Annotated in this window: 25 protein-coding genes; 21 read left to right on the top strand and 4 right to left on the bottom strand. The window is 38.8% G+C overall.

The window, feature by feature from the left end; genetic code table 11:
* The first annotated feature begins 222 nt into the window (after positions 1 to 222).
* Genes GXK58_RS18840 through GXK58_RS18830 form a run of 3 tightly spaced genes read left to right on the top strand, consistent with a single transcriptional unit; the run spans position 223 to position 2739 of the window.
* Positions 223 to 1392: an MFS transporter gene (locus GXK58_RS18840; RefSeq protein ID WP_160724722.1), complete on the top strand. Its 1170-nt coding sequence runs from the start codon at positions 223 to 225 to the stop codon at positions 1390 to 1392.
* 54 nt (positions 1393 to 1446) lie between these two features.
* Positions 1447 to 2154 carry an SDR family oxidoreductase gene (locus GXK58_RS18835; RefSeq protein ID WP_160724721.1) on the top strand — a complete coding sequence of 236 codons (708 nt, stop codon included), beginning with the start codon at positions 1447 to 1449 and terminating at the stop codon, positions 2152 to 2154.
* A 51-nt stretch (positions 2155 to 2205) separates the two neighbouring features.
* Positions 2206 to 2739, top strand: a complete 534-nt coding sequence (locus GXK58_RS18830; protein ID WP_160724720.1) for a cyclophilin-like fold protein — start codon at positions 2206 to 2208, stop codon at positions 2737 to 2739.
* A gap of 398 nt (positions 2740 to 3137) precedes the next feature.
* Here GXK58_RS18830 and GXK58_RS18825 read toward each other — a convergent pair whose 3' ends face one another.
* Positions 3138 to 3686, bottom strand: a complete 549-nt coding sequence (locus tag GXK58_RS18825; protein WP_160724719.1) for a TetR/AcrR family transcriptional regulator — start codon at positions 3684 to 3686, stop codon at positions 3138 to 3140.
* Between the two features lie 215 nt (positions 3687 to 3901).
* Here GXK58_RS18825 and GXK58_RS18820 point away from each other — a divergent pair, with 215 nt between their 5' ends.
* Positions 3902 to 4660, top strand: coding sequence for a carboxymuconolactone decarboxylase family protein (locus GXK58_RS18820; protein ID WP_160724718.1), 759 nt, complete (start codon positions 3902 to 3904; stop codon positions 4658 to 4660).
* Positions 4661 to 4813: 153 nt separating this feature from the next.
* The gene (locus GXK58_RS18815; RefSeq protein ID WP_160724814.1) at positions 4814 to 5986 is read left to right on the top strand and encodes an MFS transporter; all 1173 of its coding nucleotides are present in this window, start codon (positions 4814 to 4816) and stop codon (positions 5984 to 5986) included.
* A 61-nt stretch (positions 5987 to 6047) separates the two neighbouring features.
* Here GXK58_RS18815 and GXK58_RS27725 read toward each other — a convergent pair whose 3' ends face one another.
* Positions 6048 to 6440, bottom strand: a complete 393-nt coding sequence (locus tag GXK58_RS27725; protein ID WP_442862486.1) for a hypothetical protein — start codon at positions 6438 to 6440, stop codon at positions 6048 to 6050.
* Between the two features lie 168 nt (positions 6441 to 6608).
* Here GXK58_RS27725 and GXK58_RS18805 point away from each other — a divergent pair, with 168 nt between their 5' ends.
* From GXK58_RS18805 to GXK58_RS18770, 8 genes are all read left to right on the top strand, one after another.
* Positions 6609 to 7775: an MFS transporter gene (locus GXK58_RS18805; RefSeq protein ID WP_160724717.1), complete on the top strand. Its 1167-nt coding sequence runs from the start codon at positions 6609 to 6611 to the stop codon at positions 7773 to 7775.
* A gap of 403 nt (positions 7776 to 8178) precedes the next feature.
* Positions 8179 to 10386 (top strand): catalase/peroxidase HPI, encoded by a 2208-nt coding sequence (katG, locus tag GXK58_RS18800; protein ID WP_160724716.1) that lies wholly within the window; start codon positions 8179 to 8181, stop codon positions 10384 to 10386.
* Positions 10387 to 10677: 291 nt separating this feature from the next.
* Positions 10678 to 11541, top strand: coding sequence for an aldo/keto reductase (locus GXK58_RS18795; RefSeq protein WP_160724715.1), 864 nt, complete (start codon positions 10678 to 10680; stop codon positions 11539 to 11541).
* 21 nt (positions 11542 to 11562) lie between these two features.
* On the top strand, positions 11563 to 11967 hold the full coding sequence (locus GXK58_RS18790) for a cupin domain-containing protein (RefSeq protein ID WP_160724714.1): 405 nt from the start codon (positions 11563 to 11565) through the stop codon (positions 11965 to 11967).
* 232 nt (positions 11968 to 12199) lie between these two features.
* Positions 12200 to 12802: a nucleotidyltransferase family protein gene (locus tag GXK58_RS18785; protein ID WP_160724713.1), complete on the top strand. Its 603-nt coding sequence runs from the start codon at positions 12200 to 12202 to the stop codon at positions 12800 to 12802.
* A 187-nt stretch (positions 12803 to 12989) separates the two neighbouring features.
* Positions 12990 to 13388: a DoxX family protein gene (locus GXK58_RS18780; protein WP_160724813.1), complete on the top strand. Its 399-nt coding sequence runs from the start codon at positions 12990 to 12992 to the stop codon at positions 13386 to 13388.
* Between the two features lie 102 nt (positions 13389 to 13490).
* Complete coding sequence (locus GXK58_RS18775; RefSeq protein WP_160724712.1) at positions 13491 to 14429, top strand: ring-cleaving dioxygenase; 939 nt, start codon at positions 13491 to 13493, stop codon at positions 14427 to 14429.
* Positions 14430 to 14767: 338 nt separating this feature from the next.
* Positions 14768 to 15748 carry an aldo/keto reductase gene (locus GXK58_RS18770; protein WP_160724711.1) on the top strand — a complete coding sequence of 327 codons (981 nt, stop codon included), beginning with the start codon at positions 14768 to 14770 and terminating at the stop codon, positions 15746 to 15748.
* 341 nt (positions 15749 to 16089) lie between these two features.
* On the opposite strand, the gene GXK58_RS18765 is transcribed toward GXK58_RS18770, so the two are convergent.
* Positions 16090 to 16635, bottom strand: a complete 546-nt coding sequence (locus tag GXK58_RS18765; protein WP_160724710.1) for a TetR/AcrR family transcriptional regulator — start codon at positions 16633 to 16635, stop codon at positions 16090 to 16092.
* 247 nt (positions 16636 to 16882) lie between these two features.
* On the opposite strand from GXK58_RS18765, the gene GXK58_RS18760 reads away from it, so the two are divergent.
* The 5 genes from GXK58_RS18760 (at position 16883) to GXK58_RS18740 (ending at position 20047) form a co-directional block, all read left to right on the top strand.
* Positions 16883 to 17323: a nuclear transport factor 2 family protein gene (locus GXK58_RS18760; RefSeq protein WP_160724709.1), complete on the top strand. Its 441-nt coding sequence runs from the start codon at positions 16883 to 16885 to the stop codon at positions 17321 to 17323.
* 117 nt (positions 17324 to 17440) lie between these two features.
* On the top strand, positions 17441 to 18028 hold the full coding sequence (locus tag GXK58_RS18755; RefSeq protein WP_160724708.1) for an SDR family oxidoreductase: 588 nt from the start codon (positions 17441 to 17443) through the stop codon (positions 18026 to 18028).
* Between the two features lie 89 nt (positions 18029 to 18117).
* Positions 18118 to 18483 (top strand): nuclear transport factor 2 family protein, encoded by a 366-nt coding sequence (locus GXK58_RS18750; RefSeq protein ID WP_160724707.1) that lies wholly within the window; start codon positions 18118 to 18120, stop codon positions 18481 to 18483.
* A 221-nt stretch (positions 18484 to 18704) separates the two neighbouring features.
* Positions 18705 to 18923, top strand: coding sequence for a hypothetical protein (locus GXK58_RS18745; protein WP_160724706.1), 219 nt, complete (start codon positions 18705 to 18707; stop codon positions 18921 to 18923).
* Between the two features lie 158 nt (positions 18924 to 19081).
* Entirely contained in the window at positions 19082 to 20047 is a 966-nt protein-coding gene (locus GXK58_RS18740) for an aldo/keto reductase (protein WP_160724705.1), read from the top strand.
* Between the two features lie 109 nt (positions 20048 to 20156).
* Here the strand turns inward: GXK58_RS18740 and GXK58_RS18735 are convergent, their stop codons facing one another.
* Complete coding sequence (locus tag GXK58_RS18735) at positions 20157 to 20702, bottom strand: TetR/AcrR family transcriptional regulator (RefSeq protein WP_160724704.1); 546 nt, start codon at positions 20700 to 20702, stop codon at positions 20157 to 20159.
* 365 nt (positions 20703 to 21067) lie between these two features.
* On the opposite strand from GXK58_RS18735, the gene GXK58_RS18730 reads away from it, so the two are divergent.
* The 3 genes from GXK58_RS18730 to wrbA all read left to right on the top strand — a co-directional run bounded on the left by GXK58_RS18730 (position 21068) and on the right by wrbA (position 23655).
* Positions 21068 to 21709, top strand: coding sequence for an SDR family oxidoreductase (locus tag GXK58_RS18730; RefSeq protein WP_237389715.1), 642 nt, complete (start codon positions 21068 to 21070; stop codon positions 21707 to 21709).
* A 117-nt stretch (positions 21710 to 21826) separates the two neighbouring features.
* Positions 21827 to 22657 carry an SDR family oxidoreductase gene (locus GXK58_RS18725; protein WP_160724703.1) on the top strand — a complete coding sequence of 277 codons (831 nt, stop codon included), beginning with the start codon at positions 21827 to 21829 and terminating at the stop codon, positions 22655 to 22657.
* 386 nt (positions 22658 to 23043) lie between these two features.
* Positions 23044 to 23655, top strand: a complete 612-nt coding sequence (gene wrbA, locus GXK58_RS18720; RefSeq protein WP_160724702.1) for an NAD(P)H:quinone oxidoreductase — start codon at positions 23044 to 23046, stop codon at positions 23653 to 23655.
* Positions 23656 to 23755 lie beyond the last annotated feature (100 nt).

The following is a 23755-nucleotide window of genomic DNA, read 5'->3' as shown; positions in this document are numbered from 1 at the left end:
ATCTATATTTGTGGGACACATTATACTTTAAAATTTATCCAAAAGCAGGAAACAAGAGCAGAACAGACAATCTAATCGTTGCTAATTTTTCTTATAGGGAAATTAGCCATCTTTTTATAAAGGTTATGGGGATTCTGGAAAAGAAAATTTTGAAAATATTAATGGGTATTTCACCGTTCACATTGAAAAAGTCAATTAAAGGAAGAGTTTGGAGGAACCTCTTTGCAAAAACAAAAAAATTTACTCATTTTTATATTAACGATTGGAGTCTTTGGCATCTTAAATACCGAAATGGGGGTTATTGGGATATTGCCTTCCATTGCTGATCACTTTCATGTCAGTGTAACAAAAGCAGGATGGCTGGTAAGTTTTTTTGCCCTTGTTGTTGCCGTATCTGGTCCAACGATGCCTTTATTATTTTCAGGGATCAACCGGAAGAAGGTCATGTTACTTGTACTAGGTGTTTTCGTTTTGGGAAACATTGTATCCATATTTACATCAAACTTTACCATTCTATTACTTGCTCGAATCATTCCAGCCTTTTTTCATCCCATCTATTGTTCTTTGGCCTTTACAGTAGCGGCTGCCTCAGTAAGTAAAGAAGAAGCGCCAAAAGCTGTTGCCAAGGTATTTATAGGAGTGTCGGCTGGTATGGTAGTCGGGGTACCAATTGCAAGTTTTATTGCTAGTGCAGCTTCTTTACAGATGGCACTTGGTTTCTTTGCTGTTGTAAATATTATGGCATTCGTGGCTACCTTACTATTTATACCTTCTCTGCCTGTTAAGGAAAGACTTTCTTACGGAGCACAAGTTTCTGTTTTAAAAAAGCCTCTTACTTGGCTTTCGATTATGGCTGTCATTTTATTAAACTCAGCTGTATTTGGAGTTTATAGTTATCTTGCGGATTATCTGAAAACTGTTACGAATATGTCTTCCAATACCATTAGTCTAATATTATTTGTATTCGGTGGAGCCAATATTATTGGAACCATTCTCGCAGGGAAGTTACTTACTAAAAATGCGATCAAATCTGTAATGACATATCCTTTTGCATTGGGAGTTGTATACATCCTATTATTCTTTTTTGGACAATTTACCGTACCAATGGCTATCATTACTTTAATTTGGGGGATTTTAGCTGGAATAGGGGGCAATATTAACCAATATTGGATTACGTCATCCGCTCCCGAAGCTCCTGATTTCGCTAATGGCTTATTTTTAACATCCGCTAATTTAGGTACAACATTTGGCGCAGCTGTAGGCGGGTTAATTATCTCGGATATGGGCACTGAATACGTTGTATTGGTGGGATTCCTATCTTTAATACTAAGTTTAGTAACTATTTTATTAAGAAACTATATGTTTACCCCTGCACAACAACTTTCAAAATAAGATGTATATCTTATAGGATGTTATTTACCACTCAATCTGAAAGGAGGATTTAAAATGTTAAAAGATATAAAAGTTGCACTTGTCACCGGCGGGAATCGAGGAATTGGATTTGAGCTGGTCAAGCAATTGGCGCTGAAAGGGTTTAAGGTGATTTTGGCATGCCGGGATCCAGAGAAGGGGCATGAAGCTGTACAAAAACTGAAGGAATCCAAATTGGATGTCTCGTTTGTAGAGGTGGATGTAAATAATCAAGATAGTATCCATCAAGCTGCCATTACAGTAAATGAGCGGTATGGAAGATTAGACGTATTGATTAATAATGCTGGCGTGTATCTGGAGGAAAATAAAAAGTTAGTGGCAATGGACCCTTCCATTCTGGAGAGAACAATGACAACCAATTTCTTCGGCCCATACCATTGTGTACGTTCCTTTATTCCTCTCATGGAAAAACAAGGATATGGGAGAATTATTAATGTTTCCTCGGAATATGGGGCGATGAGCGATATGTCATATCCAGGAGAAGGCGCTTATAAGTTGTCTAAATTTGCCTTAAATGGATTAACACGATTGGTAGCTTCAGAGGTCAATGGTGATATCAAAATAAATGCAGTTGATCCGGGATGGGTGAGCTCAGATATGGGAGGACCATCTGCTCCAAGAACTCCTAAGCAAGCGGCTGAGTCTATCCTGTGGTTAGCGACCATTGGGCCTGAGGGCCCAAATGGGGAATTCTTCAGAGATGGAAAAAGTATAGATTGGTAACAATACCTGAGCAAATTGGTATAAAGCTTAGCAATAAGAGGAGCAGATAGAATGAAGAAAATCCTTTCCATCCTTTTTATGATTTCTTTTATTTTTGCTTTTACAGGATGCAGTAATCATACAGATAAAGAAAGGGATACATCATCCGAACCATCTAGCGTTTCTACTAACAACTCATCCTATGAACATAATAAAAGCCAAACAGATAGCGCGAAGGAGACGAAAACAATGAAAACCATAAATATCATAGTTGGAAATAAAACATTCACCGCAGCTCTTGAGGATAACGACACAGCAAAAGCGCTTGTTAAACAGCTGCCGCTAACAGTAGATATGTCTGAACTTAATGGCAATGAAAAATATAATTATTTATCCGGTAATCTGCGTGCAGATACGCCAGCCAGTCCAGGCAGGATTAATGCAGGCGATTTAATGCTCTATGGGAACAACTGTCTTGTTCTTTTCTACAAGACATTCAATACCTCCTACAGCTATATAAAGCTCGGACGAATAGAAAACACGTCAGGTCTAACTGAAGCCCTAGGTTCAGATAGTGTAAAGGTTACATTTTCCGTTAGTGAATAACGTTAAGATGAGCCTTCTACATCCATCTCAAACATCGAAGGGGAAGAAAGCGAGGCCGTTCGGGGGATGAGGGAATGTCTCAAGCGTCGAAGAGGAAGAAAGTGAGATCGTTCAGGGGATGAGGGGATGTCTCAAACGTCGAAGCGGAAGAAAGCGAGGCCGTTCAGGGGATGAGGGATCGTCTCAAGCGTCGAAGCGGAAGAAAGCGAGGTCTTTCGAGGGATGAGGGGTCGTCTCAAACGTCGAATCGGAAGAAAGTGAGGCCGTTCAGGGGATGAGGGGTCGTCTCAAACGTCGAATCGGAAGAAAGTGAGTTTGTTCAGAGGATAAGTGATCGTTAAAATAAGCATTCAAATACATAAAAAAGAGTAACTTCATGTAGTTACTCTTTTACTTTACTATTCTAGATTCCTATCCAACAATGCCCCCGTTTGTTCGGCCATGACACGAGCTGGCAAAGGCATGTCATTTTTGAACCACCATTCCACTGCCCCGACGATCGCTGAGCCAAAGAATTGAAGAATAACTTCTTCATTTAAACCGTTATTTATTCCTCCTGTTATATCCACTTCATCCTTATACTCTTCGATGACTAAATCAAGAAAGCGACTTCGGAAATAAGGAGCACCTTTACTTGCTAACATGGTAGAAAAGAATAAGTAATTATGCTCAAAGTAGTCGAACCATACATAATTTCCTTCTTGAAACGTCATTTCAGATGCTGATTGGCATAGTTCTCTGAGATTATTTATATGTTCTTCTATCATCTTATCCAGTAGATCATATTTATCCGTGTAATGAAGATAGATGGTTCCACGATTCACATCCGCTCTGTCAGCAATATCCTGAATAGTAATATCGTCAAAACTATTTTCAGACATAAGTTCAATAACAGCATTTTTAATAGCTAATTGGCTTTTGGCTATTCTTCTATCAACTTTAGACAATTCTTTCACCAGTCTTTCTAAAGATAATCAACAATTTTAATTGATTTGTTGAGTAATCAACGAATTACGATATTTTAACCATTGAAAGCATGAATGGCTTTTTTATAATTATAAACAGATGTTGATTAATCAATCAATATTAATTAGTAAAGCATTATGTTTATCTGTTTTTTGAAATAATAATAGAAATTTTACTTTAACCAGGAGGCTTATTTATGAACCGTGTTGAAAAAAGTGAAGAAAAATACAGACAACTATTTGGAAATGGAGTACCAGCGGCATATGCAACCGATCCTGATCTTCAGGACAATCTCAGTCGCTTCATATTTGGTGAAGTTTTCTATCAAGGTAATCTGGATGACAAGCAACGTGAGTTGATCACTTTGGTAGTCCTTACTACCAACCAGACCTTACCTCAACTAAAGGCACATGTCGATGCGGCATTAAATGTTGGGTTGACACCTGTAGAAATCAAAGAGGCGGTTTACCAGTGTGCTCCATACATCGGATTCCCGAAAACATTAAATGCCATCAATGAAGTCAATGAGGTTTTCAAGGCAAAGGATATCGCTTTACCAATTGAAAGCCAAAAGACGGTAGATGAAGGCAGCCGTTTGGAAAAAGGACTTGCTGTTCAAGTAGAGATTTTCGGTGATATTATTTCAAAAATGCGTGAGGCTGCTCCAGCCAATCAAAAGCATATACAGGATTATCTTTCAGCTTTTTGCTTCGGAGATTTCTACACTCGTACCGGTCTTGATTTGAAAACAAGGGAGTTGTTGACACTCTGTATTATTAGTACGCTTGGGGGTTGTGAAAGCCAAGTAAAGTCCCATGTACTGGGTAACAAAAATGTGGGCAATGACAAGGAAACATTGATCAGCGCCATCACCCACTGCCTTCCATATATGGGCTTTCCAAGAACACTAAACGCATTAAGTTGTGTAAATGAAGTCATTCCTGAAAGTGAATGAACATTTAATGATGAGGCGAGAATAAAGGTTGCCACAAATTGCTATAAAATAAAGTGATATTTCGCCCAACAGCAGCCCTTTTGTAGGCAACAAAAAGGCCTTTCCCAGCATGAAGTAGATATATGTGGGAATTTCTGAAGGGGTGAGAATAACATAAAAAATACTTGGAAAATTTACCTATTGGCAGTTATTACCTTCATGGTTAGTACATCTGAGTACGTCATCGCAGGTATTTTGGATAAAATCGCTGCCTTGAATCATGTTTCGGTATCGGCTGCAGGACAGTTAATCACTGTATTTGCGATGGCTAATGCGTTCGGTTCTCCACTTGTCGTGATGGCGACGACAAAAATAAATCAACGTAAGTTATTGATACTTTCTCTTGTTTTAATGGTAATCGGCAGTGTAATGACATTTACCCTTCCAGGGTTTGGTTTTCTAATCCTTTCACGAATTATACTTGCCCTTGGAAGTGGGGTGTTTGCTATTGCTGCCAAAACTGCCGCGGCAAAATTAGCACCACCCGAAAAACAAGCAGGGGCTATTGGTACAGTTATTCTTGGATTTAGTGCCGCCATCATCATCGGTGTACCGATTGGTCGTCTTGTAGCCACCGAATACGATTGGAAGCTGATTTTTGCGGGGATCGGTGTTCTTAGTATACTAGCAATCTTCGTGATCATGCGAATAATTCCTGCACAAAGTAACGGGCCTGCCGTACCTCTTGCAAGGCAACTATCTTATTTAAAGAACCCAAAAATCTTAATGGGCCTTGGCGCTACGTTTTTTTGGCAGTTAGGATATGGGGTGATGTATTCCTATATTGCCCCATTTCTGTTAACCGTTACATATATGAGTGAGCGAGAAGTGAGTGGTGCCTTGTTTGCCTTTGGTATCGCGACCTTAATAGGATCTAAGTTTGGTGGATTCATGACGGATCGGATTGGTAACCCTAGAACGCTTGTCGGGGGCTTGGTTGTTCATGTAATAGCTTTAGTGTTGCTATCTACTATTTCAAGTTCTACTATTACCGCAATTCCCTTGCTCATGCTATGGTCCTTTTCGGCGTGGTCGTCTGGTCCAGGAATGCAATATAATCTGGTCTGGCTTGCTCCAGAAGCTTCAGGAATTATGCTTAGCCTGTATGGCTCCTTCATGCAGTTAGGCATAGCTGCGGCCGCAGGAATAGGGGGGATAGCAGTAAAAAATACATCCGTTCATGCAGTTAGTTGGATCGGGGCAGTATCAGTCGCTATTGCAGCGATTATTACGTTGGTTTCATTTAACCTTAATAGTAAGGTGGCTAAGTACGAGAAAGTGGTTTAATTAGGGGATATTTTGAGTGTGAAAAATTCGGAAGAATAATTAACACTACAGTAGGAAAAGTTTAAAAATCAATAAATTGTGTTAAATTCAATAGAAAGTATCCTATCTTACCATAATTATAGACCGTTACTGCCGAGGAAGATTTTGTTACTGCTGAACAGTTCACCAAATTTTCACAAGAACAAGATGTGAAACCAGCAACTTTAGCAGTTGCTTGGCTTATGGCTAATCCTGCTGTTACTGCTCCTATCATTGGTGCACGTAATTTAGACCAGTTGGAGGATTCGTAAGCAGCTGCCGGTTTTAAAATCACAGAAGAAATGTACACGGAGATTTCAAATTTATCAAGGACACCTTCGACTGCAACCGATCGAACAGAGGTATTAACTGGTAAATGGAAATAAGGATACAAAAGCTTGATAAAGAGGATTAAGAAGGATGTATATGTGTACATCCTTCTTTTTTATCATTTCTTACTAAGGGAAATGAATCTGATAAGAGTCGGCACCTAACTTATTGTTAGTTTTTGGAAAATAATTAGTTAGGGGATTGGTATTTTTAATCACAAATTGAATGGAATAAAGAAAATACATTAAAACTTTTAATTTAGGAGGAGTGCAATATGGAACGACTATGGACAAAGTCATTTATCCTCATGACCGCAGGGATGTTTTTTTTATTTTCTGCGTTTTATATGCTTTATCCAACTATGCCGATTTTTATCAAACAGATGGGTGGAAACGAATCGCAGGTCGGGCTTGCGATGGGAGCATTCATGCTTTCAGCCGTCATTTTTCGCCCATTTATTGGTGGGCTATTGGACCGTTTCGGCAGGCGTCCATTTATCATCTGGGGATTAATTCTATTTGCCTTGATCATGTATATGTACAATTGGGTAGACGGTATCGTCTTATTGATGGGGCTCAGAATATTGCACGGTGTAAGCTGGGCCGTTACCACAACCTCTTTTCTTACGGCGATTACTGATATGATTCCTACCAGAAGGCGTGGAGAAGGCATGGGTTGGTCAGGTATAGCTATGACGCTTGCTATGGCAGTGGGTCCGATGTGTGGTCTCTGGATTACTCAGAACCTGTCGTACCATGCTCTTTTTCTAATTGCACTCGGCCTTACTTTTGCGGCATTGCTGATGGCGATTGGTGCAAAGTTGCCTTATGAGCCGAAGACTGACGAATCGAAAATCGAATTATTAGATAAATCCATTTTGCCTGTTGCGGTATCGGTCTTTTTTTTATTTATCGCTTATGGTGGTATTACTACTTTTGTTCCGTTGTTCGCTGACTTGATAAAAATTAATTCCGGTGCCTTTTTTATGGTCTATGCTGCCACTCTTGTATTGATACGTCCGATTGCAGGGAAACTTTCCGACAGATATAGTGAGAGGTTTGTCATAATACCCTCTCTCATTATTACGATTTTGGCTTTGATTGTCTTAAGCTTCTCGACTGGATTGTTCGGAGTGCTCTTTTCAGCCGTTCTATATGGGATTGGTTTCGGTTCCGCACAGTCGCCTCTACAGGCGGCAATCATTCGTCTTGTCCCACCAGATCGAGCAGGAGTTGCCAATGCCTCTTTTTCTACATCCACTGATCTTGGCATAGGTCTTGGAGCGATAATACTAGGCTGGGTTTCAGAGTACACCAGCTATCAAGTTTTGTTCTTGGTGAATGCTGTGTCCGTGGTGTGTTCCTTGCTGATGTTTACGTATTTTGTGAAACGAATGAAAAACAATAAGGTGGATGTCCATGTAACAAATGAACAGTTTTAAGGTGCTGCCTATAGGAATAGTATCAGCTCGGGCTACAAAATTTCTCATCTTAAAGAGCTATTGGTGCTCTATCTGATCTAGAAGAACGGAGTTTGCTTCATTCAATGCTGGTCATAATCCGGATGCAAAATTAATAATGAGGAAAAGCCTACTTCAATAGTTGTCTTTTTAGTCAACTAATTGAAATAAATAAGCTAAACGCTGCAGTGAAATAAGCTAAAAACCACTTTCAACCGAATTTCCGGTATGAAAGTGGTTTTTTTAAAGATAAAACGGAAAGCATTTTTATTGGGAACGGTCCTTGATAGTTTAATAGTATTAAATAAGAATAATTATTTCATTCACTTAGTAAGATTAGTATCATAGGGACAAATTGTCTGCTACAAGGAGAGGAGATAGCAAAATGGAGAATAAAGAAAATGCTAATGTTAGCAAGTGCCCGTTTCACGGCGGTGCTTCTAGTAACAATTCCAAGGGCACAACCAATAGAGATTGGTGGCCAAACCAGTTAAACTTGAATATACTTCGGCAACATGACAGAAAGTCTAATCCAATGGGGGAAGACTTTGATTATACAGAGGAATTTCAAAAATTAGACTACCATGCTCTTAAAGAGGATCTAAAAGAACTAATGACGAACAGCCAAGATTGGTGGCCTGCTGACTATGGACATTATGGTCCATTCTTCATCCGTATGGCGTGGCACTCCGCAGGTTCTTATCGTACAGGAGACGGCCGCGGGGGAGGCGGAACGGGCAACCAGCGTTTTGCTCCATTAAACAGCTGGGCTGACAACACTAGCCTTGATAAGGCACGACGACTGCTCTGGCCTGTTAAGCAGAAGTATGGCAACAAGATCTCTTGGGCCGACTTGATGATTTTATCAGGTAATGTTGCGATTGAATCAATGGGCGGCAAAACATTTGGTTTTGGGGGCGGACGCGCAGACATTTGGCATCCAGAAGAGGACATCTATTGGGGTGCAGAAACGGAAATGCTGGGTGATAACCGTTACACAGGTGATCGTGAGCTTGAGAATCCGCTTGCTGCCGTTCAGATGGGTCTTATCTATGTTAATCCGGAAGGTCCAAACGGTAAACCAGATCCGGTTGCAAGTGCTAGGGACATTCGCGAAACCTTTGGACGTATGGGAATGAACGATGAAGAAACAGTTGCACTAATAGCTGGAGGGCATACTTTTGGTAAGGCTCACGGTGCGGGAGATGCTTCTCATGTTGGACCGGAACCAGAAGCCGCTCCTATTGAAGCACAAGGATTAGGATGGGCAAGTACATACGGCAGCGGTAAAGGCCGTGACACCATCACCAGCGGTCTTGAAGGTTCTTGGACTGCTAATCCAACACAGTGGGATAACGGTTACTTTGATTTATTGTTTGGCTATCAATGGTGGCTTACAAAGAGCCCTGCAGGTGCCTATCAGTGGCTTGCTGTAGATCCTGCTGAAGAACATCTTGCTCCGGATGCAGAGGATGCATCAAAGCGTGTTCCGACCGTCATGTTCACATCGGATTTGGCCTTGCGTTATGATCCAATTTACGAAAAAATTTCGCGCCGTTTCCATGAGAATCCAGAAGAGTTTAAAGAGGCATTTGCTCGTGCATGGTTCAAACTAACCCACCGTGACATGGGTCCTGTTTCAAGATATCTTGGTCCCGAGGTGCCAGAAGAAGAGCTTATTTGGCAAGATCCTGTACCTGCGGTTGATTATGAATTAACAGGTGCAGAAGTAGAAAAGATTAAAACGTTGATCTTGGATTCAGGTCTGACCATTAGCGAATTAGTCAGAACGGCTTGGGCTTCAGCAAGTACTTTCCGTGGTTCGGATAATCGCGGCGGTGCAAATGGTGCCCGGATCCGACTTGCTCCGCAGAAGGATTGGGAAGTCAATCAGCCTGAACAACTCGGAAAAGTTCTCACTGTACTCGAGAGCATTCAAACTCATCTAGAAAAGAAGGTGAGCATGGCTGATTTGATTGTCCTTGGCGGCTGCGCAGCAGTAGAAAAAGCTGCAAAAGATGCGGGCTTTGACGTAATTGTTCCGTTTGCCACTGGACGTGGCGATGCCACACAGGAACAAACAGATGTAGACAGCTTTGCGGTGCTTGAGCCAATCGCTGATGGATTCCGTAACTATCAGAAGGGACAGTACAGTGTAAGTGCAGAAGAACTTCTAGTCGACAAGGCACAACTACTAAACCTAACCTCACCAGAAATGACCGTACTTGTCGGCGGCATGCGTGTTCTAGGGGCAAACTATGATGGCTCAAAGCACGGTGTGTTCACAGATCGTGTCGGTACACTTACGAACGACTTCTTTGTTAACCTGGTAGATATGAAATATGAGTGGAAGCCTGCGGACGGCGGTGTATATGAAGTACGTGACCGCAAGACAGGTCAAGTCGCGTATACAGCGACCAGAGCTGACCTAATATTTGGCTCAAACTCAGAACTGCGTGCGATTGCAGAACTTTATGCCCAAGATGATAACAAAGAAAAATTTGTACGTGACTTTATAACTGCATGGGTCAAGGTAATGAATGCAGACCGCTTCGACCTTAAGATGAAGAAAGTTCAACTAATTGGGAAGTAAAAGAACCTTCACACTTACAGCAGCAGCATCAATGGTTGTTGGTAACAAAATAAGTTTAATCAAAAAAACCGATTTTCCAATTAGGAAAGTCGGTTTTTTTTCTTTTTCTTGGATGAATAATAAGAAAAGCAGTTTCCTTGTCGACAAAACCGCTTCTATTCTAAAAGATAATCAACAATGTTACTTGATTTGTTGAGTAATCAACGATTTGCGCTAATTTAACCATTGAAAGTATGAAGGGCTTTTTTATAATAATAAACAGATGTTGATTAATATAAAGGAGACAAGAGCATGTTTAACGAAACCTACAAATTATCAAATGGTGTAGAAATCCCAAAATTAGGTCTTGGCACCTGGCTGCTTGACGAGGCACAGGCAGCACAAGCAGTGGTAGAAGCGGTATCGATCGGATATCGTCATATTGATACGGCTCAGGCTTATATGAATGAAAGGGGTGTTGGCGAAGGAATCCGTTCCTGCGGAGTGGAGAGAGAAGAACTTTTCATCACGACAAAGGTTGCTGCAGAAGCAAAAACTTACGAGGCAGCAGCGCAGTCCATTGATGAGTCTTTAACAAAGTTGGGAATGGATTACATTGACCTACTGATTATCCACAGCCCGCAGCCTTGGACGGAGTTCCGTGAGGAGAACCGTTATTTCCAGGAAAACAAGGAAGTATGGCAAGCGATGGAGGATGCTTATAAGAAAGGCAAGGTAAAGGCAATCGGTCTTTCTAACTTCCTTCAGGATGATGTAGAGAATATTCTTGCAAACTGTGAAATCAAGCCAATGGTCAATCAAATTTTGGCACATGTCAGCAATACTCCTCTGGAACTAATTGAATTCTGCCAGAAGAATGACATCCTAGTAGAGGCCTATTCACCAATTGCACACGGTGCAGTTCTCGATCATGCCGAAGTGAAAGTAATTGCTGATAAGTATGGAGTATCAGTTGCTCAACTTTGCCTGCGTTATGATATCCAGCTTGGTCTAGTAGTCATTCCTAAGACGGCAAATCCGGATCACATGAGGAACAATGCCGAACTTGATTTTACTATTAGCGATGAAGATATGGAGACGTTGAAGAATGTAGAGCACATAAAGAATTATGGTGAGCATAGCTTCTTCCCGGTATTTGGCGGAAAATTAAGATAAGGTGAAATGGAGGAATTAAAAATGGCAAAACATGAAGAAGTAAAAAATGGCGTTATTTTCCCAGCGGGTGAAAAAAATCCTTTTTCACAATTTTTTGTGGGACAAAGTTATCTTAAAGGATTAGTGTCTGACCCTGAAGTCAACGTTGGTGTTGGGAATGTGACTTTTGAACCAGGATGCCGAAACAACTGGCATATCCATCGTGATGGATTTCAAATTTTATTGGTAACTGGTGGCGAAGGCTGGTACCAGGAAGAAGGAAAACCAGCTCAATTATTAAAAGCTGGCGATGTTATAGTCACTCACAATGGTGTAAAGCACTGGCATGGCGCTACAAAAGATAGCTGGTTTGTACACATTGCCATCACTGCAGGAAAGCCGGAATGGTTAGAACCTGTCGATGATGAAACGTATAATAAATTATAATATTGAACGCATCGAACCAATTAATTCGATGCACCTATTGTTTGATGATTTTTAAAGGATGATGGGAATCAAAGGTGTTTTAGAAAGGCAATCCGAGGAGCACTCACAGATTTTGTTTTATCAATATTTGTGAGTGTTTTTTGTATGGAGAATCATTAGTTCATATTCAAGGCTGCATGGGAATAAACTAAAGACTAGTAGATTGATAAAAGGAAACATAGAGGGTGAAATAATGGAAGTGATCGTCTTAGCCGCTGGATATTCCAATCGAGCAAATGCATTTAAAATGACTTTGCCGCTAGGGCACATGTCTGTGTTAGAGCATACGATTTCTATATTTGAAGGCTTATGCAGCAGAGTCATCGTCTTAGGTGGGTTTAGAGCAGAACTTATCCAAGAGGAAATCGCAAAAATGGCCAATAAAAATACCTATTCATTTCAGCTAAAGTTTGTTTATAATGAAAACTTTCATCAAGGGATGTTTACTTCCATTCAAAAGGGCTGCAACGAAGTAAAAGCAGAAACCTTCTTTATAACTCCAGGAGATTGTCCGCTTGTAAAAAAAGAGACGGTTCAGCTACTAGCCAAACACAAAGGAAGCGTAGTGATTCCCAGCTTTCAATTTAAAGGTGGTCACCCCATCAAATTATCAGAGCAAGTGAAACAGAAAATTCTCGAAACCCATCCAGAAAGTAATTTACGAGTCGTCCTTAATGGTTACGAAAAGGAATACATCAATGTGGATGACCCTGGAGTCATTATGGATGTTGATACGCAGGAGGATTACCAAAAAGCTATTCATTTTTATGACAAGCTTAAACTGACTTTTGAATAAAATAAAAAAGATGATTGACAAAAAAGATGAGACGTATTAAGATTATCTCAGATTCAAGATAAATTAATTAAAAGTTTTTTGGGGGGATAGAAACATTCGTGCAATGATTATAAAGAAGCTAGGACTAATTTTTTTTGATTATATATCTCGAATTCGAGATAAAATTAAATTTAGGAGGATTTTTATGATGATAAATATTGGTTTATTAATCATTCGTTTAGTAGTAGGGTTATTATTTGTAGGTCATGGAGCTCAAAAGTTGTTTGGCTCATTCGGAGGTTATGGCTTAAAAGGTACAGGAGGCTGGTTTGAATCGATTGGCATGAAGCCGGGAGTAACCATTGCTCTTTTTGCAGGATTAGCAGAACTTATTGGTGGTATTTTATTTGCTATAGGGCTATTAACCCCACTTGCAGCAATTATGATTGCAGGAACAATGATTATGGCAATTATTAAGGTGCACGGACAAAACGGATTATGGGCCACATCAAATGGATATGAATATAATCTGACATTGATTGCTGTTGTGATTGGGATCGCATTAATTGGTCCAGGACAATATGCTTTAGATGCATTTTTATTTTAAACTATCTCGAATTAAAGATTTTTAAATTAATTGATTTTTGAATTAGGAACAAACTAGGTTATTAAGGTCTATTAACTATTTCCTTAAAAAGGGGTGTTAGCAATGAGTAAGAAAACAATGGGTATTCACCATATCACAGCAATCGTAGGGCATCCACAAGAGAATGTCGACTTCTATGCAGGGGTTTTAGGGTTACGGTTAGTTAAGCAAACGGTCAATTTTGATGATCCTGGCACGTATCACCTGTATTTTGGTAATGAAGGCGGAAAACCAGGAACGATTATTACATTCTTTCCATGGGCAGGGGCTCGTCAAGGAATCATTGGAGACGGTCAAGTAGGAGTTACCTCTTATGTCGTTCCAAAGGGAGCATTCGAATTCTGGAAAAACAGATTAGAAAAATTCAATATTCCTTTTACAATCATGGAACGTTTTGGGGAGCAGAATTTGGAATTTGATGATCCTCATGGTCTTCATCTTGAAATAGTAGAAAGAGAAGCAGGGGAAGTTAATACTTGGACCTTTGGAGAAGTAACACCAGAAGTTGCTATTAAAGGATTTGGAGGAGCGACTCTTTTATCCACTCAGCCTAACAAAACGGCTCAATTGTTAGAAGATGTTATGGGGCTTGAATTGGTGGGGAAGGAAGGAGATTTTACACGTTTCAGATCCACTGCTGATATTGGCAATATGATCGACCTTAAATTAACTCCAATTGGACGTGGACAAATGGGCGTGGGAACGGTTCACCACATTGCCTGGCGCGCAATTGATGATAAAGATCAGCTGGATTGGCAAAAATATGTTGCCGCCAATGGGTATGGTGTCACTGCCGTACGGGACAGAAATTATTTTAATGCCATCTATTTTAGAGAGCATGGGGAAATTCTATTTGAAATTGCGACGGATCCTCCAGGATTCGCGCATGATGAATCACATGAAACAATGGGTGAAAAACTAATGCTGCCCTCACAGTATGAACCACATAGAGCACAAATTGAACGAGAGTTATTACCATTTGAAGTAAGAAAACTAGACTGATCTTTCGAATAGACCTATCAAATAAATAAACGGTCCCATGACTGAATGAAAGTTATCAACTATAAATAATACCTTTTTTTGTTGAATGGAATTAGTTAATGAAAGAGTGACTATAAAAGTCACTCTTTTTTTTGCAGTGCAGACATAGGAAAAAATCCCCTTACACAATATTCGATCATACATTCTTATAAATTGTCCTTTTATAAAAATAATGAACAATTTTAATAGAGTTGTTCATTAATTAACAAATTTTAATCATTTAACAATTGTAAGTCTCACATTTATTTTTATACTTGAAATTGAAGATTAAAAATATTTTGAAAGTGAGTGAATAGAAAATGGAATATACAAAACTCGGAAATACGGGATTAGATGTTTCTAGACTCTGCCTTGGCTGTATGAGCTTTGGTGAGGTTCAGCCAGGAGGCCATCAATGGGTACTTAATGAGGAGAACAGCCGTCCTATTATTAAAAAAGCCCTGGATCATGGTATTAACTTTTTTGATACAGCAAATATTTATGCAGGTGGAACCAGTGAAGAGATTGTTGGACGGGCATTAAAGGGTTATGCCAATCGGGATGAAATTGTGCTCGCTACGAAGGTTTGGGGGCGTATGCATCATGGCCCGAATGGTTCTGGGCTTTCCCGAAAGGCCATCCTGAGTGAAATTGATAAAAGTCTTAAGAGACTGGGAACAGATTATGTAGATCTTTATATCATCCACCGCTGGGATTACAATACCCTAATTGAAGAAACAATGGAAGCATTACATGATGTGGTGAAGTCTGGAAAGGCAAGATACATAGGTGCTTCTGCTATGTACACATGGCAGTTCCAAAAGGCTTTACATGTAGCAGAAAAAAATGGGTGGACTCGATTTGTCTCCATGCAAAATCATCTCAATCTTATATACCGTGAAGAGGAAAGGGAGATGTTGCCTCTTTGTAAGGAAGAAAAAATAGGGGTGACCCCATATAGTCCGCTCGCATCAGGCAGATTGACACGTGATTGGTCGGAAAAGACTCATCGGTCAGAAACAGACAAGATTCTAAAATCTAAATATGAACCATCTGCGGATTTAGATAGACTAGTCGTAGAACGAGTTGCTTTAATCGCAGAGAAACATAGTGTTCCTCGTATTCATGTCGCACTCGCATGGTTGCTTCAGAAGGAACCTATAACAGCTCCTATTATTGGAGCTACGAAAATTTCTCAGCTTGATGATGCGGTAGGTGCTCTATCTCTCAAGTTAACACCTGAAGAAGTTGCTTTTCTAGAAGAGCCATATGTGCCTCATTCAATAGTTGGTCATAATTAATTCTGGTGTAAAAGTGTTTGAAATTAGATTTTTAAAAGTCATAACTACGTTAACATCTTACGAAATTGCTTTTCTGGAAGAGGCGTATGTCCCAAATTCAATAGTTGGTTTTAAATAGAAATAGTTCTGCAATGAAAGTGTCTTATCCTGAAGATACAACAACAGCTATTTGCGATCGATTAAGTTAATAACTGTAGAAGTGGCTATTTGGAAGAACTTTATGTTCCACATCCTGTAGTATGTTCAAAGTAATGTTATTTCGGCAATAGCCCTTTAATATAGATAACCCTGATTTCCTTAAATAAAGAAGGAGATCAGGGTTTTTTATGATATTTTTTAAACTATGCAATCCTCTCAATCAAAATACCAACCTGTTCCGCCATAGTTTGAGGCGTAAAAGGCATTCCATTCGTAAACCACCATTCCACAATCTCTACATAAGCCCCTGCAATAAATCGAAGAATAACTTCTTCATGTATTCCGTTATTGATCCCTTCTGTTATATTCACTTCACCCTTTAACCCTTCGATAACAAACTCAAGGAACTGCTTACGGAAAGAAGGGGCTCCTTTACTGGCTAACATGGTGGAAAAGAATAAAAAATGACTTTCAAAGTATTGGAACCAAATCAGGTTTCCATCTATAAAATCCAGACCAGTTGCCGATACCGCCAATTCTCTTAGTTCGTTAATATGTTCTTCAATAAGCTTATCCAGCAAATCAAATTTATCCAGGTAATGAAGGTAGATGGTTCGTCGGCTAACATTTGCTCTGTCGGAAATTTCTTGTAACGTAATTTGATCAAAATTTTTTTCAGACATAAGTTCAATAACAGCTTTTTTTATGGCTTCTTGAGATTTGAGTATTCTTCTATCCACCTTAGACATTGTGAGGGTCACCATACTTTCTAAAAGATAATTAACAATTTTGATCTATTTGTGCACTAATTCACGAATCAAGGTTAATTGACAATTGTAGACATTTTGTTTCTGTTTATAATTATATACAGATGTCACATAATTCATCAATGTGAATTATCAATGACAACAAGATAGAGGAATAAGAAAACAATTTTTCTGTTCTTAACTCACTAGAAATCACAGGAACAGAAATTAAAAATAAGGAGGAAATTCCATGTCATTAGAAATTTTACAAGCAAAAGCAGAATTAAAAGAGGTGGTTGATACTTTCTCAAATTTGGCAGATGAAAAAAAGATTCCAGAACAAATGCCTTTATTCACCCCTGATACTAAGGTTCAGGTCTACATGGGGGACGAATTATTGTTTGATATTTCAGGCACAAAACAATTGGAAGAGGTATTCACAAGTTTCACAGCTAATGTTAAACGTTCATTTCATATGAACGGACAACAAGTTGTCAAAATTGATGGAGATACTGCAACAGGTATTGCCTACTGTCAAGTTAAATTAGTGAGTGAAGAAGATGGGAAAGAAGTTATTACCGATAGTAGTATTCGATATGATGATGAGTATGTGCATCATAACGGAAAATGGTTAATCAAAACTCGTATTTCTCACTTTTCGATTAATGACAAACGAACATTACAAAGCTAATTTGTTTACATTTGGAATTTTAGCTTAAACAAAAACTGGTTCATAGAGGGATCCCTAAAGGAGGCCGTACCGATTTGCTTAGGGGTTCCCTAACAATAAATGAAAGGATGTTTAAATATGACTAATGTTTTAATCATTGGAGCAAACGGGTCACTTGCCCGTGTAGCTATTGATAGGTTCCTCAAAGAAACCGATGCGCAGTTAACGCTTTATTTGCGTAATTCACGAAGAATTAGAAATATCGATTCAAATCGTGTTCGAGTAATCGAAGGGGACGTTATGGACCTTGAAAAACTAAAAGAGGCGATGATTGGAAAGGATGTTGTCTATGCCAATCTTGCAGGTAATCTGGAACAAATGGCAAAAACAGTTGTGGAGGCAATGGACGCTACAGGTGTTAAACGCTTAATTTGGATCAGCTCAATGGGGATTTATGATGAAGTCCCAGGAGAAAGACATGGTAGTATCTTAAATCCATATCGAAAGTCAGCTGCGATTATTGAAACCTCAAACCTTGACTATACGATTTTGAGACCAGGATGGTTTACCAATAAAGATGAAATTGAATATGAAACAACCCAAAAAGGTGAACCATTTAAAGGGCATGATGTATCACGAAAGAGTATTGCAGATTTGATTGTTAAATTAGCTGTTACAGCAGGATTGGAAGTTCGTAGCAGCTTGGGTGTAAATAAACCCTTATAAGTAGGGTGAGCATAATTAATATATAATAAAAAAACAGCGGTAAATACATGATTTGCCGCTGTTTCTTATGGGGAGGTCACAAGTACAATATGGAAGATAAACAAAAAATCCTAGCAGTTTATCAACAGATTGATGATGCAATGGTGAATAAAGACACTAAAAGCTTGAAAACAATCCTTGATGACAATTATGTATTAGTACACATGACTGGTTATCATCAACCTAAGCAAGAATGGCTTGAACAAATAGAAAATGAGCAAATGAAATACTTTATAACCATGCCTCAAAAAATAACAATCATAATAGATGGTAATACAGCTACTCTTATTTGTGATACCAAAATTGACGCTAGAATTTATAGCTTTAGAACTACTTGGAGTATGAAAATGGAAATGCATCTTGAGAAACGTGGAGAAGATTGGTGTCCAGTATATGCAATAGCAACAAGTAATTAGAAAGTAAAATTTTATTACTGTGATGGTCCTTTTATAATGCTAATTCACTTTTTAGGTAAATGACTGTGAGAGGATTTGGCAATCATTTGACACGATTGTGATACCCTAGTGATTTCAATTTGGGTCATAATTATGAAGTGATATTGAAACACATAATAATTATGATTAATTAGGAGTTGAAATACAAAATTATTAGTGCATTCCGCACACTTATAGGATCTATGTTCATACAAGTTTTTGCTATGGTATTGTTGTCCCTTGGTGGTTCTGGATGGGTAGTATCCACTGTCATCCTATTAATGCTATGGGAGATAGCTTGTTGGACGTTTGGGGCGGTTCAGAACTATAATCTAGTATCGCTAGCTCCAGGAGCATCTGGAATTGTCCTTAGTCTGAACAGCTCATTCAGTCTCAACGAATGCCAAGGCAGCAATCAATAATGGATGATGATACCGAAAAAGTTACTTATAGTAATAGATTTATTGACAAAAAGGAAGCTAGTAGGACTTCCTTTTTGATTATCGACATTTAAAATATGCTTTTGCAGTTATATGATTTAAACACATGGAAGAGTAAGCTTCTTTAGGGGATGAGTAAAATGAAAATGAGAGAATTAGGAAACAGCGGCATAAGAGTCTCTTCGATTGGTTTAGGCTGTATGGGAATGGATCATGCTTATGGAAAGCCAGCTGATCGTGATGAAATGGTCAAATTGATTCGTAGAGCTGTTGAACTAGGCTGTAATTTCTTTGATACAGCTGTTGTTTATGGAGAATCCAATGAAGAATTATTGGGCGAATCACTTGCACCAGTAAGAGAACAAGTTGTAATTGCGACTAAATTTGGAATAACTGGAACAGAAATTGTAAACGACCATCTTCAACATATTTTAAATAGCACACCAGAATCCATTAGAGAACAAGTAAAGGGTTCTTTAAAAAGATTGAAAGTAGATTGCATTGATTTGTATTATCAACATCGTATTGACCCTAATGTAGAACCAGAAACTGTTGCAGCAACGATGAAAGAGCTAATGGCTGAAGGGAAAATTAAAGCATGGGGATTATCGAATGCACCAATTGATTATATGAAACGTGCACACGCTGTTTGTCCGATTGCAGCCATAGAAAATCAATACTCCATGATGTGGCGTGAACCAGAAAAAGAATTATTTGATATATGTGAAGAGTTAGGGATTTCTTTTGTTGCTTACAGTCCATTAGGAAATGGTTTCTTAAGCGGAAAATATACAAAAGAAACAAAATATGAAGAGGGCGACTTTAGAAGCTTCATGGGAAGATTCAAACCTGAAGTAATTGACCATAATCAAGCTTTATTAGAATTAATTGCTGAAGTTGCTGAAAGCAAAAAAGCAACATCTGCTCAAGTTGTACTAGCATGGGAATTAGCTCAAAAGCCATTTATTATTCCAATCCCAGGTACTACAAAATTACACAGATTAGAAGAAAACTTAGGTGGAGCGGATATAGAATTAACAAAAGAAGAATTAAATAGCCTAAATGAAGCTTTATCCAAAATTGATATTAATGAAACACACTTCTAATTAAAATAAGGTTAATAAAGATACACCGTAGGCGGATACAACCGCATACGGTGTATCTTTATTAAGCATTAAGTACCTATTACTTTATTGGAATCAAATGGGAAGAAAATTATAGATTCCTCTCTAACAAAATCCCCACCTGTTCTGCCATGACTTGGGGTGGATAAGGCATTCCATTGGTGATCCACCATTCCACAATCCCAACATATGAAGTGACAATAAATTGCAGTAGAACATCTTCATTTAATTCATCGTTCTTTCCTTGTGATGTATCAACCTCATCCTTAAACTCTTCGATAAGAAACTCATGGAACTGACTACGAAAAGAAGGAGCTCCCTTACTCTTTAACATCGTTGAAAAGAATAAAAAGTGACTTTCAAGGTATTCGAACCAAGGAAGATTCGCATCTTTATATTCTTCTGCGGAAGTTGCCTCACAGATTTCTCCCATTTCGTTAATATGTTCCTCAATAAGTTTATCCAGTAAATCAAACTTATCCACGTAGTGGAGATAAATAGTTCCTCGGCTAACATTTGCTCGATCGGAAATATCCTGTATCGTGATGTCATCAAAACTTTTTTCAGACATCAGATCAATCAAGGCTTTTTTTATGGCTTCTTGGCTTTTGGCAATTCTTCTATCTATTTTAGGCATTTTAAGCTTCACCAAACTTTCTTAAAGGATAATTAATAATATTAAATGATTTGTTCATTAGTATACATATTGCGTTGAATTAACAATTGTAAGCAGCATCCTATATCTGTTTATAATTATATACAGTTGTTCAATAATGAATCAATATTTAATTTTAAAACAACTAGAAATAAGGAAATAGGCAATAAAGACGACCTGGTTTAGTAAAATTTCTTAAAAGTCCATAAACAATTTTAATTGAATTGTTCATTAATTAACAACATGCATTGATTTAACCATTGTAAGCACGATGAATCTATTTATAATAATAAACAGATGTGCATTAAAGTATTAGTGTTTATATTGTGGGAATTGGGGTGCTGAAGTTGCTGACTAATGTATTAATCCTTAGTGCAAATGGCCAAGTTGCACGTATGGCTATTAATTTATTTCTAAAGGAAACGGATGCTCAGTTGACACTTTATCTGCGTAACTCAAAAAGACTAAAAATCGTTGATCTAGGTCGGGAGCGTGTCATAGAAGGTGACGTGAACGATGTTTCTAAGTTGAAAGAAGCGATGGCAGGGCAAGATGTTGTTTATGCTAATATTGGTGGCTCAGATATTGTTCAAAAAACTCAAAACATAATCGATTCAATGAATGCCACAAGTGTTAAAAGGGGAATTTTTATTAATATTTTAGGGATTAATGACGAAGTACCTGGCAAGTTTGGGGAATGGAATAAGTATATGGTTGGCAGTGGCATGGATAATTGGCGAAAAGCTGCTAATATTCTTGAAGCCTCAGATATTGATTATACTATTTTAAGATGTACATGGTTCACTAACAAAAACGAAGTGGACTATGAAATAACGGAAAAGGGTGAACCACTTTTGGGAACAGAGATTTCCCGTAAAAGTATTGCGGCCTTGGTTGTCAAAATAGCCGAATCTCCAGAATGGGGTGTTCGTCGCAGTTGGGGTGTTAGCAAACCAAATACGGAAGGCGATAAACCAGCGTTTTATTAAATAAGGTAGCACTAAAACTTGTGAAATTAAGCGTCTTAAACTTATCATCGCCCCAGTTTGAATGTAAGACCATTATAAAGTAACTTGATTCTAGAAGAAAAATAAGGAGGAAATAAAATGAAAGAAGTTGTACTTTGGACAGGTGCTGGACAGATTGGCATGGCGATAGCTAGAAGAATCGGTTTTGGTAAGAAAATTATTGTTGGTGATAAGAACCTTGATAATGCCAAAGCTATTACAAAAATTATGAATGAAGCGGGATTTGATGTAATACCAGTCGAAACGGACATTTCTTCCAGAGAATCTCTTTTAAATTTAATAGCAGAAGGTCAGAAGTATGGTGAAATCACTGCTCTTATCAATGCATCTGGGGTATCACCTAGTCAGGCACCTATTGAAACCATTTTGAAAGTGGATTTGTACGGAACGGCAGTGCTGCTGGAGGAAGTCGGAAAAGTTATAGCTCCTGGAGGCGTTGGTGTGACAATATCAAGTCAGTCTGGACACAGAATGCCTCAATTGGGAGTTGAAATTGATGAACAACTAGCAACGACACCAACTGAAGAACTCCTTAGTTTGGAAGTCCTTCGGCCAGAAAATATCAAGGATACGTTGCATGCTTATCAAATGGCGAAACGGTGCAATGTAAAGCGTGTTATGTTTGAATCTATACGCTGGGGAGAAAAAGACGCTCGTATCAATTCCATTTCTCCAGGAATTATCGTAACTCCATTGGCTTTAGACGAGTTCAATGGTCCAAGAGGAGAGTTCTATAAGAATATGTTTGCCAAGTGCCCTGCCCGTCGACCAGGAACAGCTGATGAGGTTGCAAATGTTGCTGAGCTGCTGATGATGCCACAGGGAGCTTTCATCACAGGATCTGATTTCCTTATTGACGGTGGAGCGACGGCTTCCTATTTTTACGGACCACTAAAACCAAAAGAATAATGAAGGGAATTTCAAAATTCCGCCTAATTAAATGAGGCTTATCAGTCCCAGGAGAGAGTATCGTAGTTAGTATATTAGATCCAGAAAAGAGATATACCAAAGTTGAACTATAACCCGAAAAATGGACACTTAAAAAAAAGTCCCTTATTCGGGTTTTTTGTTTCTCCGGGAATGGAGTCACTTCTAATGTTGTTCCAAATGGAGTACTCGAAATCTGGAAAAAATTAAAAAAATCGGAGCACTTATTTTCCGGATAACTTTGCGAGTATACAGAGATGCTTAGTATATGAATGCAGACATTAAAAGAAAGTAATAATAGGCGGTGAGTTTAAGTGGGTTTCCTATCCAGACTTTTTGGGAATTCAACAAATAAGGAGGCAGATAAAATGGCAAATGTTAAATTGGCAGTAATTTATTACAGCATGGGTGGAACAAACTATCAGCTAGCTAGATGGGCAGAGGAAGGCGCTAAAGAAGTTAGTGCAGAAGTAAAAGTTTTAAAAGTACCTGAACTTGCTCCACAATCCGCAATCGAAGGGAATCCTGTTTGGAAAGCAACAGTAGAAAAAACAAAAGATGTTCCAGAAGTAAAATTGGAGGATCTGGAATGGGCAGATGCCATTATTTTCAGTGTTCCAACTCGCTTCGGTAATATGCCATCACAAATGAAACAATTTTTAGATACGACTGGCGGTCTTTGGTTTAATGGAAAGTTAGTGAATAAAGTGGTTAGTGCAATGAGTTCCGCGCAAAATTCTCATGGAGGCCAGGAAGCTACTATTTTATCCCTTTATACGTCTATGTATCATTGGGGTGCCATCGTTGCTGCTCCTGGTTACACAGATCCAGTAACATTTGGTGCTGGAGGCAATCCATACGGTACAAGTGTTACCGTTGATCAAGACGGTAAAATGATTGAAGATGTACAGGCGGCAGTGAAACACCAGGCGAAACGAACAGTAACAGTAGCAGAATGGGTTAAGAAAGCAAATCAGTAATCACTTTATATTAAAAAGCTAATCGAACTTTTCGATTAGCTTTTGTTTATTGCGTGCCCAGCAAGCCGTTAATTGCTAGTTGGTGAAAGTCCAATCCGAG

Source organism: Bacillus sp. USDA818B3_A (assembly GCF_009928415.1).
GTDB lineage: Bacteria > Bacillota > Bacilli > Bacillales > Cytobacillaceae > Neobacillus.
Note: the sequence above shows the minus strand (reverse complement) of the source record. Positions and strands in the feature narration are given on the sequence as shown.

What these genes read in the sequence shown, in the direction of transcription:
- GXK58_RS18790 (WP_160724714.1), top strand. Translation starts at nt 11,563, where the DNA reads ATGGCAAAACATGAAGAAGTAAAAAATGGCGTTATTTTCCCAGCGGGT.
- GXK58_RS18830 (WP_160724720.1), top strand. Translation starts at nt 2,206, where the DNA reads ATGAAGAAAATCCTTTCCATCCTTTTTATGATTTCTTTTATTTTTGCT.
- GXK58_RS18780 (WP_160724813.1), top strand. Translation starts at nt 12,990, where the DNA reads ATGATAAATATTGGTTTATTAATCATTCGTTTAGTAGTAGGGTTATTA.
- GXK58_RS18765 (WP_160724710.1), bottom strand. Translation starts at nt 16,635, where the DNA reads ATGTCTAAGGTGGATAGAAGAATACTCAAATCTCAAGAAGCCATAAAA.
- GXK58_RS18805 (WP_160724717.1), top strand. Translation starts at nt 6,609, where the DNA reads ATGGAACGACTATGGACAAAGTCATTTATCCTCATGACCGCAGGGATG.
- GXK58_RS18775 (WP_160724712.1), top strand. Translation starts at nt 13,491, where the DNA reads ATGAGTAAGAAAACAATGGGTATTCACCATATCACAGCAATCGTAGGG.
- GXK58_RS18735 (WP_160724704.1), bottom strand. Translation starts at nt 20,702, where the DNA reads ATGCCTAAAATAGATAGAAGAATTGCCAAAAGCCAAGAAGCCATAAAA.
- GXK58_RS18750 (WP_160724707.1), top strand. Translation starts at nt 18,118, where the DNA reads ATGGAAGATAAACAAAAAATCCTAGCAGTTTATCAACAGATTGATGAT.
- wrbA (WP_160724702.1), top strand. Translation starts at nt 23,044, where the DNA reads ATGGCAAATGTTAAATTGGCAGTAATTTATTACAGCATGGGTGGAACA.
- GXK58_RS18760 (WP_160724709.1), top strand. Translation starts at nt 16,883, where the DNA reads ATGTCATTAGAAATTTTACAAGCAAAAGCAGAATTAAAAGAGGTGGTT.
- GXK58_RS18785 (WP_160724713.1), top strand. Translation starts at nt 12,200, where the DNA reads ATGGAAGTGATCGTCTTAGCCGCTGGATATTCCAATCGAGCAAATGCA.
- GXK58_RS27725 (WP_442862486.1), bottom strand. Translation starts at nt 6,440, where the DNA reads ATGTACACATATACATCCTTCTTAATCCTCTTTATCAAGCTTTTGTAT.
- GXK58_RS18740 (WP_160724705.1), top strand. Translation starts at nt 19,082, where the DNA reads ATGAAAATGAGAGAATTAGGAAACAGCGGCATAAGAGTCTCTTCGATT.
- GXK58_RS18835 (WP_160724721.1), top strand. Translation starts at nt 1,447, where the DNA reads ATGTTAAAAGATATAAAAGTTGCACTTGTCACCGGCGGGAATCGAGGA.
- GXK58_RS18755 (WP_160724708.1), top strand. Translation starts at nt 17,441, where the DNA reads ATGACTAATGTTTTAATCATTGGAGCAAACGGGTCACTTGCCCGTGTA.
- GXK58_RS18725 (WP_160724703.1), top strand. Translation starts at nt 21,827, where the DNA reads ATGAAAGAAGTTGTACTTTGGACAGGTGCTGGACAGATTGGCATGGCG.
- katG (WP_160724716.1), top strand. Translation starts at nt 8,179, where the DNA reads ATGGAGAATAAAGAAAATGCTAATGTTAGCAAGTGCCCGTTTCACGGC.
- GXK58_RS18770 (WP_160724711.1), top strand. Translation starts at nt 14,768, where the DNA reads ATGGAATATACAAAACTCGGAAATACGGGATTAGATGTTTCTAGACTC.
- GXK58_RS18820 (WP_160724718.1), top strand. Translation starts at nt 3,902, where the DNA reads ATGAACCGTGTTGAAAAAAGTGAAGAAAAATACAGACAACTATTTGGA.
- GXK58_RS18745 (WP_160724706.1), top strand. Translation starts at nt 18,705, where the DNA reads ATGTTCATACAAGTTTTTGCTATGGTATTGTTGTCCCTTGGTGGTTCT.
- GXK58_RS18795 (WP_160724715.1), top strand. Translation starts at nt 10,678, where the DNA reads ATGTTTAACGAAACCTACAAATTATCAAATGGTGTAGAAATCCCAAAA.